This window comes from Sulfitobacter sp. SK012 (assembly GCF_003352085.1).
GTDB lineage: Bacteria > Pseudomonadota > Alphaproteobacteria > Rhodobacterales > Rhodobacteraceae > Sulfitobacter.
In genome coordinates, this window is the sequence record NZ_CP025804.1 from 1,668,162 (window position 1) to 1,680,959 (window position 12,798).

Below are 12,798 nucleotides of genomic sequence, written 5' to 3' on the forward strand. Positions count from 1 at the left end.
ACTTTCACCTTAGAATAGAGCACCGCGCCATTCAAGGAAAGCATGCCTCTGCGTACCCGGCGCATGACCGCGCACGCTTCTTTCAATTAACTGTGCCACGCCGCTTAGAAACAGGCGTGGCACAGAGACATTGATTTAGGCTGTCGCCTTGGACAACGCTTGATCCAAATCCGCAATGAGATCATTGGCGTCTTCGGTGCCAATCGACACACGAACAACATTCGCGCTGGCACCAGCGGCTTCTTGTTGTTCTGCCGTCAACTGCCGGTGTGTAGTGGAAGCCGAGTGAATGATAAGCGAACGCGTATCCCCAAGGTTGGCCACGTGGCTAAAGATTTCCAGCGCATTCACGAGTTTGATGCAGGCGTCATAGCCGCCCTTAACTGCAAAGGTGAACAGACCTCCGGCACCTTTCGGGCAGACCTTTTTCACCCGGTCAAAATAGGGCGAGGATTTCAGGCCCGCGTAGGTGACGTAGTCAACGCGGTCGTCTTTTTCCAACCAAGTTGCAATTTTGGCAGCGTTTTCAACGTGGCGCTCCATCCGCAAAGACAGCGTCTCAGTGCCCATCAGTGTGTAATGCGCGGCTTGGGGGTTCATCGTCATGCCCAGATCGCGCAGGCCAATGGCAATGCTGTGGAAGGTAAAGGCGAGGGCACCAAACGTCTCATGGAACTTCAGGCCGTGATAGGCAGGCTCCGCTTGGCTTAGCGAGGGGAATTTGTCGTTTGCGGACCAATCGAATTTGCCTGAATCGACGACGCAGCCTCCGGTGACGGTGCCGTTTCCGGTCAGGTATTTCGTGGTCGAATGCACCACGAGGGTCGCGCCATGTTCAATGGGGCGGCACAGATAGGGTGTGGCTGTGGTGTTATCGATAATCAACGGGATGCCAGCTGCATCGGCCACATCGGCCACGGCGCGGACGTCCATGATATAGCCGCCGGGGTTTGCAATCGCTTCGCCAAAGATCGCGCGCGTGTCTTCGTCCACAGCAGCAGCGACCGCATCAAGATCGTCGAAATCAACGAATTTGCAGGTCCAACCAAAGCGCTTAATGGTGTGGCTGAACTGCGTGACCGTACCGCCATAAAGCCGTGTGGAAGCGATGATGTTTTTGCCTGGACCCATCAATGGGAACAACGCCATGATTTGTGCGGCGTGACCCGATGAACAACAGACAGCACCCGTGCCGCCCTCCAGCGTTGCAATGCGTTCTTGGAGTACGGCAACTGTTGGGTTGGTCAGGCGAGAGTAGATAAAACCGACCTCTTGCAGGTTAAACAGCGCCGCGGCGTGATCAGCATCGCGGAACACATAGGCCGTCGTTTGATAAATCGGCGTTTGCCGCGCGCCTGTGGCGGGGTCGGGCCGTGCGCCTGCATGAATTTGGAGCGTATCAAAGCCGTATGTGGGGCCGTCAGTCATTGGGGTCTCTCCTCGAATTTCCGTTTGAACGTATGGTTAAGGGATTGGCCTATGCCGCACAAGGGACGGACCATAGCTGCTTGTGTATCGAGGGTGTGGCCTAACCGAATTGCCCTCGTTCTTACGTCGGGTCGCGAATCGCCACTGCGGCACCACGCAATACCTTTGGCCGAGCAAAAAGCGGATTGTGGCCAAAATATGCACAGTTTGGGGCAGGCCCGCCATCTTGATCCAATTTCGAAACAAAGATCTAAAGAAATCGTTAAATTTCAAAAGGTTTGGGGGTTCTCGAGTGGTTGATGAATGCTAGTGTGGTCATTGTCTTTCGGATGGTGCCGGCTCATTTCTGGGCTGAGAGGCGTTTTTAAGGTAACCTAATTTAAGGATGAGATTGATGAAAACGACACTCAAAACAGCCAGCAGAACTTTGCTGGCAACCGCCGCCGCTGTCGGCGTGTTGGCAATGGCCGCGCCTGCGATGGCTGCGACCCAAACCGTGGACGCGCTGGTTGAGACCGGTACGATCTATGATACAGGTCAAGGCACCGTGAGCGTTGACTACTGGCAATTCGATGTTTCGACGGCCGGTACCGTGAGTATCGATATTTTGTCACGCAATGTTCTGGGTGGTGACGGCGGGGCCGGTGGCAATACATCGGGTCTAGATCCACAAATATTGCTGTTTGGTTTTGACAACACGGGCGACCAAGGTCTGCTTGGCAGCCTTATCGGTGGTAACGACGACAGTTCTGGCGTTGGTAACGGATCGGACGACGGATCCACTAGTAGCTTGGATTCATTCCTGTCAGTTGCATTGGGTGTGGGCACGTATGTCTTGTCGCTGTCTGATTGGGGATTTGCCGAAAGTGAAGCACGATCCGGTGTAAATTCCACCTTCTTCTTAGGTACCTACGGCGACTACCAAGTCACCTTTACTGGGATCGATACAGCCCCGGCGCCTGTTCCGCTTCCTGCGGCGTTGCCATTGCTGCTTGGTGGTATGAGTGTTCTTGGTTTTGTTGGCCGTCGCCGTTCGCGCGCCAAATCCTGAACACAACGCAAACCTAACCGTGATCCTTCTTATCAAGGGTGCGGGTAGAACTTAAAACAAGCCCTGCGGTGCATGCCGCGGGGCTTAGCGCATCCAGAACCCTTCGGATTTGATCCGGTTGCGGATCGCCTGTTCCTTGCGGGGCAGGTTTTCTTGATCAAACAGCGCGCGCACTTTCAGGCCGCGTTTTTGGTAGATCATCCGTTTGGCGGGCTCGTAGCCCTTCAAGACCTTCTTTAGCTTATTGGGCTGAGCGACCTCGTGCAGCAGCGCGACCACGGCATCGCTTTCGCGCGCATAAAGCAAGGGCAGGGTGCGGTAATGGCAGCTGACCGCGCCGTCCAGCAACCCATCGGGCAGCGTGTCGCGCCCACCGCCAAAGCTGTGGATCACCAGCGGTAGGGCAATTTGGTCCAACCATGGATCAAAGCTTTGTGCGCAAAGCGCAACGGGCGGTGTGTCGCGGATCGCGAGGGCATATTCCTCAAAGCGGGCTCCGAATTCAAGCGGGCAGCGGAAAAAGAAATATCCGGCGTTGAAGTAGAGGTAGCGTTTCCAATACTCGTCCGGCTCCGTCAGATCGAGGCTGCTCTCAAAATCCAATCCGAACTTGTCATAGAGCGATTTCCACAACCCGGCGTATCCGGGGCCATAAAGCTGCGGTTCGGGCCACGTACCAGTGCGGCGCAAAGACGCCATGGGGCGGTCGAAATCAAAAGGAACAGTGCCCAGATCGCCGGTGATCAGCGTGTCTGTATCAAAGAAGACAAAGGGTTCGCCCTTGGGCAGGGCGCGCAGCATTTCGATCTTGTTGCCATAAGGATAGACCGTGCCGAAATGACGGGATTCAAACGGGATTACTTCTGCCCCAAGGGCCGCCAAAGCGTCGCGGACCTCTGGCGCGCGGATGCTGGGGTCTCTTTCCCACAAGACGCTGGGCTGCGGTTCCATGACCAGCAATCGACCCGCAAAATTCGGGTTGGTGTGGCGCAATGAGGCAGCAAAAAGCAGTGCCTCATAGGACAGCCGCCCATGCTGGCCTATGATCGCGATGTTATAGATGGGTGGCGTTGCCGGTTTGCTTGCCATGCTCGATATTGCGCCCTTTGGGGTTTTCGGTTCAGTATAAGGGCGCAGCGCCGCTTGAAAAGGTGGGAATTTTAACGCTCGTTCGAAAACCGTTTCGGGAGATTTTAGATGTTTGATTTTATGTTTGCGATTGTAGCACTTGCGGCAGCGTCTGGTGGGAATAATGACAGCACGAGCGCAGAGGTTTCCCCAGCGCCGCAGATTGTTGCAGAAGCCGTAACCGACGCGCCAGCTGCGCCGTCCAGCGTGATCATCGGGCAGGGCGCGATAATCGGGGGCAACACGCTGCTCGAAGGCGTTGGCGACAGTACCGCCCCCGCAGCTTTACCGGTTCTACCGTTGCCAAGCCTGGGTCCACAGATCAACGAAGCCGTTATTCCAGCAGGCCTTGTGGCGGATCCCCAAGACCCCAGCGGCAAATTCACCACTGCCACTGAGATCAAACCGATCATGGATGCCACCAAAGGCAGTTGGATCGCAGTGCGCGAATTTAACGGGCAGGATTTGCTCTATGTTACGCACCTTTGGAGCTGGCGCTGTGGACTGGCGGCGATGGCCATCTCAATAAACGACGAGCCCATGCAGAACTGGCCGCTGCCGCCATGCCACATGAAATATGCGACGCCCAATGCCATTCTGGAAGAAGATGGATTGCCCTACCTGACGCTCAGGCTGGGCGCGGTCGAAACTGTTGTCATTCAGGTGGTTTTTGACGACCTGACGACAGATGCTGTCGAATTCAAACGTGGTGACGTGCTGATCCCCTAATGGGGAAGGCAGTGGGGGCACTGGAGCGGCCATCATTTCGATAAGAAACTGTAAGCGCTGTAGTTTGGAGTTTTGTTTCGATGTAACGCCACACCTAACTGGTGCACTTACCTCAGCGTCGCAATTAGGAATGGCGCTGGAATGGCACACGAACATTGGCTGCACTCCGCAGAGATGGCAGTTATGCGGGACTTAGCGTGAATTCGCCGCGATTGATCAAAGGTCCGCTTATTCCCATCAACATTATGAGATCGGTTGCTCCGTAGCGCAATCACCCGTGCCGCCTATGCCTCCCTCGCGGGGGCAGTCTTTTGCGGGCAACACCTCGGGAGTCGAACATGCAGTCAGAGCAAGAAGGACGACGAATGCAATTGTTTTACGGATCATGTTATTTGGCCTTACAATTTAAATCATCGGAAAAATATCCACCGGCTCGGAAACGGTGAGGACCATCTTCGGTCGCTGGCAAAGTCCGAGCCATCGTGTCTAGTTCTTGCAATGTTTGCTTCATTCGGGCACGGAAGTGTTTATCCAACTGCTCTATCGCGCTTGCGGATAGACCTTTGTAGTGAACAGACATATCGTAGTTTCCTGCTTCGCCTACGACGTTTGATACCGCTGTCGCGAGATGATCACCTACATTATCCGCGAGATAGGCCAGTTGATCATCTGATCCAGAAAGCGGTTGGTAGCTACGGGTGTTCAGAATGACCTTGTCTCCGATTTCTTTCACAGCGCCGTTCTCAATAAGAACGTCCAAAAAGGTGCGCGGATGGACATCTTTTCGTATGCAACGAGCAAGGTCGGTAAAACTTGGGCCATCGCCCTGTACGAAGATTCCTTTAGGGTCATAGGCTGGATTATCCCACCAAAGTGCAATGATTTCAGCCAAGGGCTGACGTTGGTTCTGAGGCGGAATTACTTCGCGACGCAACCGAGCGATGTCGCGTCTCTGTAATCCAGTTAGGATGCTGACCTTGCTGTCCGTCGAAGGATCTTCGCCAAGGGTGTCAGCAGCCTCGATATATGCGTGTCGCAAACGATGCTCCACGATTGGAAACAGCCAGCCCTTTCGGACAGCAAGGCGCGCAAGAGGGCGCAGGATTGGGTCGAGCCAGATCATGTGTGCAATATACACATTTATCTTGACCGAGCAACATAAAGATGAAATGTGCAAAATACACATTCCGCCCGATCTCAATCCTATTAACCGGAGCACATATATGAAACTGATGATGATTGTTTATCTTGCTGCGCTGCTAAGCGCTTGTTCAATGCCAACCTTTGTAGGGGATGCCCCACCAATTCCGGTGACGTCCAAGACTCCGGATCATTTTGAACTGCCCGCTCGTTTCGCGTTTGCACGAGTTGTGTATGGGGCGACGCAGGCAGCAGGTATGAGAGAGACGGCGCTATGGACTGATTTGCCCAACCAAGCCGAAAGACTTGGCAGCTTTTCACTCCTGATTGGTGGTAACGTCCATCGGTGGTCTGCCACCAGAGCCAACTTGATCGAAACGGCACGTAAGCAGCGTTTCAACTACCTGCTTGTGGTGCGGATGCATCCCGAAACTGGATCGGCTGACGTAGCCCTACTTCACGTGGGTTCCGGTGGGGTGATGGCTACTGCGCAAGCTGTCTCGCCCTCTGGTGGCCGACGCGGCTTTTGGGGCGGGCGGATCAAAAATCCTTCACGATTGCAGCGCGCCACACTAAAAATTGCGCAAGCAACAGCCCCAGTTGTTGAAGAAATGTTGCGCGGTGCTGCGGAACGACAGCACTAATCACTTGGCTCACCTACAGCATAGCAGACATTCCTGCAGCGCGCAGCATTGGTCACAACGGGCTCGAAGCTGCCATTCGCTGCGGTTGCGAGAGCCAAGTGATGCTACTTGAAGGCTTGAAGCCGGCTGTGTGGACAAAGCGAACCTACTCCTGGCAGCTTTCGGTCCCAACGCGCCACGGGAATTGATTTTGCGCTAGGGCAGTCCTACGCTTTGCCCAAACATGGCTGGAGGACAAATGATGCCAAAGACCAGCGAACGACCAAATGTCATCTTGATCCTCGCGGACGATCTGGGATTTGCGGATCTCGGGGTTACGGGTTCAGAAATCAAAACTCCGAATATTGATGCGCTGGCCCGCGATGGCACCATGTTGTCGGCCATGTACAACTGCGCCAGATGCTGTCCGACCCGCGCGTCGTTGCTGACTGGGTTGTATCCACATAACGCAGGCGTCGGTCACATGGGGGCCAACCTTGGCACGCCTGCTTATCAAGGTTTTTTGCGCAACGACAGTGCCACGATTGCAGAACATTTGCGGGCGAATGGCTACCGAACGTTGATGTCTGGGAAGTGGCATGTGGCGGGGGATTTCATGGCCCGAGAGGTCGATAGCTGGCGGGTAGGGGATCTAGAGCACCCAACACCGCGGCAACGTGGCTTTGATCGATTTTATGGTATTGTGGACGGCGTCACGCATTTCTTCTCACCGCATTACATGTTGGAAGACGATTCCCGAGTTGAGACCTTCCCCGATGATTTCTATTTCACCGATGCAATAACCGACAAAGCGATTGGTATGATCGAAGAGACGCCCGATGACCAGCCGTTCTTCCTTTATCTGGCGCATACTGCCCCACATTGGCCGCTGCACGCCCATGAAGAGGACATCGCGCGCTATGATGGCGTTTATAACGCCGGTTGGGATGCCATACGTACCGCTCGGCACGAGACCATGAATGGTATGGGACTGTTCCAAAAGAACTGGGATATCTCTCCGCGCGATACTCAGGTGCATCCCTGGTCCACTGAGAAAAATACCGATTGGGAAGCTCGCAAGATGGCGACTTATGCTGCGATGGTGGACCGTATGGATCAATCCATTGGCCGTCTGATTGCAGAGCTTAAACGTATGGGGCAGTTCGATAATACGTTGATTATGTTTCTGTCCGACAACGGTGGCTGTGCTGAGTTTATGGCCGAAGATGGCTGGGCCAAGTTTTTCCCAGACACAACATCGGACGGCCGCAAAATTGAAATGGGTAACAGGCCAGACGTCATGCCGGGCGGGGCGTTAACCTATCAAAGCTATGACAAACCTTGGGCAAACGTATCGAACGCGCCGTTTCGGCTGTTCAAACATTACGTACACGAAGGCGGAATATCGACGCCACTGGTCGCCCATTGGCCAAAAGGGTTTCAGCCACGCGACACCGCCCATGCTGCGTGCCACGTCGTGGACATCTTGCCCACGATCCTTGAGGCGACGGGGTGTTCCTATCAGACCGAGGTTGGAGGCCATGAAATCCAGCCAATGCAGGGGGAATCGTTGCTTTCGTTGTTCCAGGGCAAAGCATGGGATCGCGAACAACCGATCTTTTTCGAACATGAAGGGAATTCAGCGATCCGGCTGGGACAGTTCAAACTTGTGCGACAACATTCCCAGGACTGGGAACTCTACGACATGGAAGCGGATCGCACAGAATTGCACGACTTGGCTGGTACGTCCCCAAAGCTCGAGGCGGATTTGAAGGGTCAGTATTTGTCATGGGCAACACAAACCGGGGTTCTGGAATGGGACATAGCATTGCCCAAGTTACTCGCCGCTTGGAAGATGGACTCCGCGGAGGGATAACACTCGCTGTCGAAGCTACAGAAAAACAGCGCTGATTTGGGTGAGGCCGGTGTTTTTCCAAGCAACAATAACGGCTTGGTGAAGTGGTGGGCGACCCTGGAATCGAACCAGGCGTGCGTCTCCGCGAGGGAGTTACAGTCCCCTGCCACACCTTGCGGCCTGTCGCCCACTGACGGGCTGATTACCTGTGGGTCTGATAAGCGTCAACCACAAAATGGGCCAATCTGCTGTGTCATGGGCCCAGAACGCGCGCTGGCGCTATTTGCACAGTTTTTCATATGTTTCATCACAGTCGCGCAGCGAAGTATGTTGAAAATGAAGTTCATACAATTGATGATCCCGGCCACGGATGCAGCCTTGATCCATTTGCCGCGTAGGTTCGTCGAATTTGGAGCCCGATCGACCTGCGAGCGGTCTGTTAGCCTTTCAATAACCGGTGTTTATGCGATTTTACGCAGCGCGGTTGGATACGGCCTGTCATGTTCAAATCGTCGACGGTAACAGCTTGCTGGGTGCTTACGGCCTTCACAGCGGGGCTGCTGTGGTTTATCGCATTCATTGCGGTGCCCTGAGACCTGACACACGGGTCCAGCCCGCCCGAGCTGCGGAAGGGCGCGTGATGAAAAAACCAAAGTGGGTTGTGCAAAAAGAACAGGACAAGAAGGTCGAGGCGAATTTGACGCTTTGGCTCTTTGGCCTGCATGCGGTGCGCGATGCGCTGGTGAACCCTGGCCGCGAAAAGCTGAAGCTGATGGTGACGCCAAATGCTGAGGTAAAGCTGGCAGATGCGATTGCTGAGGCAGGGATCGTGCCCGAGATCATAGAGCCACGCAATTTCCGCCCGCCCATCGATCAAAATTCCGTTCACCAAGGGGCCGTGCTTGAGGTTAAGCCGCTCAATTGGGGAAAGCTTGAGGATGTGTGCATCGGGGCCGAGGCACCGCGTGTGCTGCTACTGGACCGGGTGACGGATCCGCATAATGTCGGTGCGATATTGCGCTCGGCTGAAGTGCTGGGTGCCTCGGCAGTAATCGGAACGCGGCACCATTCGGCACCGGAAACCGGTGCGCTTGCGAAATCGGCCTCAGGCGCGCTGGAGCGCCAACCGTATTTGCGTGTGCGCAATTTGGCGGATGCAATCCGAGAGCTACAGGCGATGGGATATCTCGTGCTCGGGCTTGATGGCGAAGCTGAATTGACCATCGAAGCCGCTGTCGAGGGCAAACGTGACCGACCTGTGGCACTGGTGCTGGGGGCCGAGGGGCCGGGTTTGCGCGCAAAGACACGCGAAACGGTGGATGCGCTGGTGCGTATCGATGCCAGCGGTGGCTTTGGGTCGTTGAACGTATCGAACGCCGCGGCGATTGCGCTCTATGCCAGTCGCCCGCACGGCTAAGCGCGGATGATCACCAAGATCACGACCTGCTGTCATTGCGGGACGCGCGCGGTGTTGCGACTTGATGGGGTCCGGCACACGCTAAGCTGTGACAGTTGCGGGGCACCGCTTTCGCGGATGAAGGCTCTGCCCATGGCCCCGAAGTTTCAAAAGATAACCATCAGCCATCAACTGCCCCCCAAGCGGAAAAAGTCGAAAAAGGTCAAAAAAACGCGCCGTTTTTATGGGCGCTGGTTAAAGAATGTGGCCGAAGATGTTTTCGATTTCGTCGAGGACGTTTTTGACTAAATAGACCATCGGCCAAAACACGCTAAATCCCCGCCATTTCCCCAAGTTTTTTCCACAGGGTCTTTTTTTGCCAAAAGGAGCACCTATTTAATAATTGAAGGCAGCAGGTTTGGAACTCCTGCAACGCCCTTGACTGTCCCTCGTTCCAAACCTTTGCGCCCGTTGGATATTCCATCGGGTGCTTTTTTTTGTGCATTTACCGCGCTAGAAGGGGGGATGAATTATTCTGATGCCTTATTGCGCGATGTCTTGAACCGGACCAAACGCATTGCCGTGGTTGGCGTGTCGAGTAACCCCGTGCGCCCCAGCTATTTTGTAGCGCGTTATCTGACCCTTAAGGGGTATGATGTGGTGCCGGTGAACCCCGGAATTGCAGGGCAAAAGCTGTTCGGAAAGATCGCTGTCGGGAGCCTTGAAGAAATCGAAGGGGGCGTGGATATGGTCGACATCTTTCGGCGTTCAGAAGCTGTGCCTGAAATTGTCGCATCTGCGCTGGCGGCGTTCCCTGCGCTAGGTACGATCTGGATGCAATTGGGCGTGCAGCATGACGCGGCAGCGGCCCAAGCCGAAGCGCGAGGCGTGACCGTTATTCAGGATCGCTGCCCAAAAATCGAATACCAACGCCTGTTTGGTGAGTTGCGCATGGGTGGTTTTGCGACCGGTATTATTTCAAGCAAACTCTGAGGTGCAGTTCTACCGCGCCGCTTTTTCCGCGATGCCCGATTGGGATTGCCGATTAGAGAGTTCGGTCAAGACATCCTCAAGCGGGACATCGCGCGCGGCCAGCATCACCAGCAAATGATACAGGACATCCGCGGCCTCAGCGGTAAGGGCTTCGCGGTCCCCTTTGACGGCTTCAATGATAGCTTCAACCGCTTCTTCGCCGAATTTTTCGGCGCATTTCTCTGGACCCTTGGAGAGCAATTGTGCGGTCCAACTTGAGCCGGGATCAGCCGCTTTGCGAGTCAGGATCGTGGCATAAAGTTCATCAAGCGTCATGTGAGCCTCATTGGGATGCCTGCGGCGGCCATGTGCTGTTTGGCCTGCGCGACGGTGAATTCGCCGAAGTGAAAAATTGACGCGGCAAGCACCGCAGAGGCACCGCCCTTGGTTACGCCTTCGACCAGATGATCCAGCGTGCCAACGCCACCAGATGCGATAACCGGAACGCTCACAGCGTCCGAAATGGCGCGGGTGAGGGGTAGGTTGAAGCCTTGCTTGGTGCCGTCGCGGTCCATGGAGGTCAACAAAATCTCCCCAGCCCCTTTTGCGGTAACGGTTTTGGCAAATTCAACAGCATCGATACCGGTGGCTTTGCGCCCGCCGTGGGTGAATATTTCCCATTTGCCGGGCGATACGGTTTTGGCATCGATCGCAACAACAATGCACTGGCTGCCAAAGTGATCAGCAGCCTCCGAGACAACATCGGGGTTTGCAACAGCCGCAGAATTAAAGCTGACCTTGTCGGCCCCTGCGAGGAGCAAAGCGCGAACATCCGCAGCCGTACGGACGCCGCCGCCAACGGTCAGAGGGATATAGCAATGCTCCGCTGTGCGGCGCACAAGGTCGAACATCGTGCCGCGGTTTTCATGGGTTGCATGAATGTCGAGAAAACACAGCTCATCCGCGCCTGCCGCGTCATAAGCGATGGCTGCATCAACGGGATCGCCTGCATCGCGCAGGCCGACAAAATTGACACCTTTGACAACGCGGCCATCAGCAACGTCGAGACAGGGAATGATGCGGGTTTTAAGCATGTGGGTGGTTTAGTCCGGGGTTCGCTCTGGGGCAAGTGAAGAGGTGAGGGGGCAAGTTCCCATAGCTTCTACCAGCTGGATAGTTTGGCCAACAGGTATCAGGATTTCAGGGCCGAAAGCGCTTCGCCAAGATCAATCGCCCCGTCGTATAACGCGCGACCTGAAATGGCACCCGAGATAACACCCGTGGCTTTGAGCGCTGCAAGATCGGCCAGCGACGACACACCACCTGATGCGATCACGGGTATGGAAACTGCGCGTGCAAGGGCGGCTGTGGCATCAATATTGGGGCCGGCCATCGCACCGTCGCGGTTGATGTCGGTATAGATGATCGCAGCCACACCTGCATCTTCGAACGATTTGGCAAGGTCCGTTACCATGACGTCGGTTTCCGTGGCCCAGCCTTTTGTTGCGACGCGGCCGTTGCGCGCGTCAATGCCAACGGCGACTTGGGAAGGGAAGGCTTTGGCGGCCTCGCGCACCAACTCGGGGTTTTCGACAGCGACAGTTCCGAGGATCACGCGGGCGAGCCCCTTATCAAGCCATGCCTCAATCGTGGCCATATCCCGAATGCCGCCACCCAGTTGTGCGGGGACCTTGCAGGATTTCAGTATCGCCTCAACGGGGGCGGCATTTACCGGCTGGCCCGCAAAAGCGCCATTAAGATCAACTAGATGCAACCATTCACAGCCCGCATCCACAAAACTGCGGGCTTGGGCTGCTGGGTCGTCGTTAAAAACGGTTGATTGCGCCATGTCGCCGTGCACAAGGCGGACGGCTTGGCCATCCTTAAGGTCTATCGCGGGGTAGAGGATCATGAAACTTGCCCTTTCGCAAGGTGTTTGGGGCGGTTTTGCATGGATCGTGGTGATGTGCAACGCGACCCAACGTCAGGCTTGCCTGCGCGGGGACGTGGCTATCAAACTGCGGCTCAGGTTACGGGAGGAATGTACCATGAAGATGTTTTTGGCCGCAGTGGCATTGGGAGTTGGCTTTGGTGGGGCGGCATTTGCCGATCCGGTTTTAGGGGTCTGGAAGACGCAGGTTGATGATGGCGCTTATGCCCATGTCGAGGTCAGCGCTTGTGGCGCGGCATTGTGCGGTGTGATCGCGCGCACATTCAATGACACGGGTGAGTATAAATCGGACAACATCGGCAAAAAGCTGGTGTGGGATATGCAGCCCGTCGGCGGTGGTGCGTACAAAAAGGGAAAGATCTGGCAGCCCAGCACAGACAAAACCTACAAATCCAAGATGGCGTTGTCGGGTGACACGCTCAAAGTATCTGGCTGCGTGGGTCCTATCTGTAAAAAGCAAACATGGTCGCGGGTAAATTAACCGCGGGTTTGCTCGCGGTTAAATGGCCGAAGCTGGCCTGATTT

Annotated in this window: 14 protein-coding genes and 1 tRNA gene; 8 read left to right on the plus strand and 7 right to left on the minus strand. The window is 55.3% G+C overall.

Annotated elements, in window-relative coordinates; translation table 11 throughout:
- Positions 1-135 precede the first annotated feature (135 nt).
- Positions 136-1,428, minus strand: coding sequence for an O-acetylhomoserine aminocarboxypropyltransferase/cysteine synthase family protein (locus tag C1J03_RS08090; RefSeq protein ID WP_114885390.1), 1,293 nt, complete (start codon positions 1,426-1,428; stop codon positions 136-138).
- 394 nt (positions 1,429-1,822) lie between these two features.
- On the opposite strand from C1J03_RS08090, the gene C1J03_RS08095 reads away from it, so the two are divergent.
- Positions 1,823-2,479: a DVUA0089 family protein gene (locus tag C1J03_RS08095; RefSeq protein WP_162798477.1), complete on the plus strand. Its 657-nt coding sequence runs from the start codon at positions 1,823-1,825 to the stop codon at positions 2,477-2,479.
- 84 nt (positions 2,480-2,563) lie between these two features.
- On the opposite strand, the gene C1J03_RS08100 is transcribed toward C1J03_RS08095, so the two are convergent.
- Positions 2,564-3,568: a hypothetical protein gene (locus C1J03_RS08100; protein WP_114885394.1), complete on the minus strand. Its 1,005-nt coding sequence runs from the start codon at positions 3,566-3,568 to the stop codon at positions 2,564-2,566.
- A 108-nt stretch (positions 3,569-3,676) separates the two neighbouring features.
- Between C1J03_RS08100 and C1J03_RS25675 the strand changes: the two genes are divergently transcribed.
- Entirely contained in the window at positions 3,677-4,336 is a 660-nt protein-coding gene (locus C1J03_RS25675; protein WP_254694218.1) for a hypothetical protein, read from the plus strand.
- 388 nt (positions 4,337-4,724) lie between these two features.
- Here C1J03_RS25675 and C1J03_RS08110 read toward each other — a convergent pair whose 3' ends face one another.
- Entirely contained in the window at positions 4,725-5,459 is a 735-nt protein-coding gene (locus C1J03_RS08110; protein ID WP_114885396.1) for a DUF6502 family protein, read from the minus strand.
- Between the two features lie 100 nt (positions 5,460-5,559).
- Here C1J03_RS08110 and C1J03_RS08115 point away from each other — a divergent pair, with 100 nt between their 5' ends.
- Together C1J03_RS08115 and C1J03_RS08120 are read left to right on the plus strand one after the other, a co-directional pair.
- The gene (locus C1J03_RS08115) at positions 5,560-6,120 is read left to right on the plus strand and encodes a hypothetical protein (RefSeq protein WP_162798478.1); all 561 of its coding nucleotides are present in this window, start codon (positions 5,560-5,562) and stop codon (positions 6,118-6,120) included.
- Between the two features lie 238 nt (positions 6,121-6,358).
- A complete protein-coding gene (locus C1J03_RS08120) occupies positions 6,359-7,975 on the plus strand; it encodes an arylsulfatase (RefSeq protein WP_254694219.1) in 1,617 nt (538 codons plus the stop codon).
- A gap of 84 nt (positions 7,976-8,059) precedes the next feature.
- Here the strand turns inward: C1J03_RS08120 and C1J03_RS25270 are convergent.
- Positions 8,060-8,143: transfer RNA gene (locus C1J03_RS25270), tRNA-Tyr, on the minus strand.
- A 451-nt stretch (positions 8,144-8,594) separates the two neighbouring features.
- Between C1J03_RS25270 and rlmB the strand changes: the two genes are divergently transcribed.
- From rlmB to C1J03_RS08135, 3 genes are all read left to right on the plus strand, one after another.
- Positions 8,595-9,371 (plus strand): 23S rRNA (guanosine(2251)-2'-O)-methyltransferase RlmB, encoded by a 777-nt coding sequence (gene rlmB / locus C1J03_RS08125; protein ID WP_114888919.1) that lies wholly within the window; start codon positions 8,595-8,597, stop codon positions 9,369-9,371.
- Between the two features lie 6 nt (positions 9,372-9,377).
- Positions 9,378-9,659, plus strand: coding sequence for a hypothetical protein (locus C1J03_RS08130; protein ID WP_114885401.1), 282 nt, complete (start codon positions 9,378-9,380; stop codon positions 9,657-9,659).
- Between the two features lie 216 nt (positions 9,660-9,875).
- Positions 9,876-10,343 carry a CoA-binding protein gene (locus C1J03_RS08135; RefSeq protein WP_114885403.1) on the plus strand — a complete coding sequence of 156 codons (468 nt, stop codon included), beginning with the start codon at positions 9,876-9,878 and terminating at the stop codon, positions 10,341-10,343.
- 9 nt (positions 10,344-10,352) lie between these two features.
- Here the strand turns inward: C1J03_RS08135 and C1J03_RS08140 are convergent, their stop codons facing one another.
- The 3 genes from C1J03_RS08140 to hisA form a co-directional block, all read right to left on the minus strand.
- Entirely contained in the window at positions 10,353-10,658 is a 306-nt protein-coding gene (locus tag C1J03_RS08140; protein WP_114885405.1) for a phosphoribosyl-ATP diphosphatase, read from the minus strand.
- Positions 10,655-11,416 carry an imidazole glycerol phosphate synthase subunit HisF gene (gene hisF / locus C1J03_RS08145; protein ID WP_114885407.1) on the minus strand — a complete coding sequence of 254 codons (762 nt, stop codon included), beginning with the start codon at positions 11,414-11,416 and terminating at the stop codon, positions 10,655-10,657. Before hisF ends, C1J03_RS08140 begins: the two co-directional genes overlap by 4 nt.
- A 98-nt stretch (positions 11,417-11,514) precedes the next feature.
- Entirely contained in the window at positions 11,515-12,234 is a 720-nt protein-coding gene (gene hisA, locus C1J03_RS08150; protein WP_114885409.1) for a 1-(5-phosphoribosyl)-5-[(5-phosphoribosylamino)methylideneamino]imidazole-4-carboxamide isomerase, read from the minus strand.
- Positions 12,235-12,370: 136 nt separating this feature from the next.
- On the opposite strand from hisA, the gene C1J03_RS08155 reads away from it, so the two are divergent.
- Entirely contained in the window at positions 12,371-12,754 is a 384-nt protein-coding gene (locus C1J03_RS08155) for a DUF2147 domain-containing protein (protein ID WP_114888920.1), read from the plus strand.
- Positions 12,755-12,798 lie beyond the last annotated feature (44 nt).

What these genes read in the sequence shown, in the direction of transcription:
- C1J03_RS08090 (WP_114885390.1), bottom strand. Translation starts at nt 1,428, where the DNA reads ATGACTGACGGCCCCACATACGGCTTTGATACGCTCCAAATTCATGCA.
- C1J03_RS08095 (WP_162798477.1), top strand. Translation starts at nt 1,823, where the DNA reads ATGAAAACGACACTCAAAACAGCCAGCAGAACTTTGCTGGCAACCGCC.
- C1J03_RS08100 (WP_114885394.1), bottom strand. Translation starts at nt 3,568, where the DNA reads ATGGCAAGCAAACCGGCAACGCCACCCATCTATAACATCGCGATCATA.
- C1J03_RS25675 (WP_254694218.1), top strand. Translation starts at nt 3,677, where the DNA reads ATGTTTGATTTTATGTTTGCGATTGTAGCACTTGCGGCAGCGTCTGGT.
- C1J03_RS08110 (WP_114885396.1), bottom strand. Translation starts at nt 5,459, where the DNA reads ATGATCTGGCTCGACCCAATCCTGCGCCCTCTTGCGCGCCTTGCTGTC.
- C1J03_RS08115 (WP_162798478.1), top strand. Translation starts at nt 5,560, where the DNA reads ATGAAACTGATGATGATTGTTTATCTTGCTGCGCTGCTAAGCGCTTGT.
- C1J03_RS08120 (WP_254694219.1), top strand. Translation starts at nt 6,359, where the DNA reads ATGATGCCAAAGACCAGCGAACGACCAAATGTCATCTTGATCCTCGCG.
- rlmB (WP_114888919.1), top strand. Translation starts at nt 8,595, where the DNA reads ATGAAAAAACCAAAGTGGGTTGTGCAAAAAGAACAGGACAAGAAGGTC.
- C1J03_RS08130 (WP_114885401.1), top strand. Translation starts at nt 9,378, where the DNA reads ATGATCACCAAGATCACGACCTGCTGTCATTGCGGGACGCGCGCGGTG.
- C1J03_RS08135 (WP_114885403.1), top strand. Translation starts at nt 9,876, where the DNA reads ATGAATTATTCTGATGCCTTATTGCGCGATGTCTTGAACCGGACCAAA.
- C1J03_RS08140 (WP_114885405.1), bottom strand. Translation starts at nt 10,658, where the DNA reads ATGACGCTTGATGAACTTTATGCCACGATCCTGACTCGCAAAGCGGCT.
- hisF (WP_114885407.1), bottom strand. Translation starts at nt 11,416, where the DNA reads ATGCTTAAAACCCGCATCATTCCCTGTCTCGACGTTGCTGATGGCCGC.
- hisA (WP_114885409.1), bottom strand. Translation starts at nt 12,234, where the DNA reads ATGATCCTCTACCCCGCGATAGACCTTAAGGATGGCCAAGCCGTCCGC.
- C1J03_RS08155 (WP_114888920.1), top strand. Translation starts at nt 12,371, where the DNA reads ATGAAGATGTTTTTGGCCGCAGTGGCATTGGGAGTTGGCTTTGGTGGG.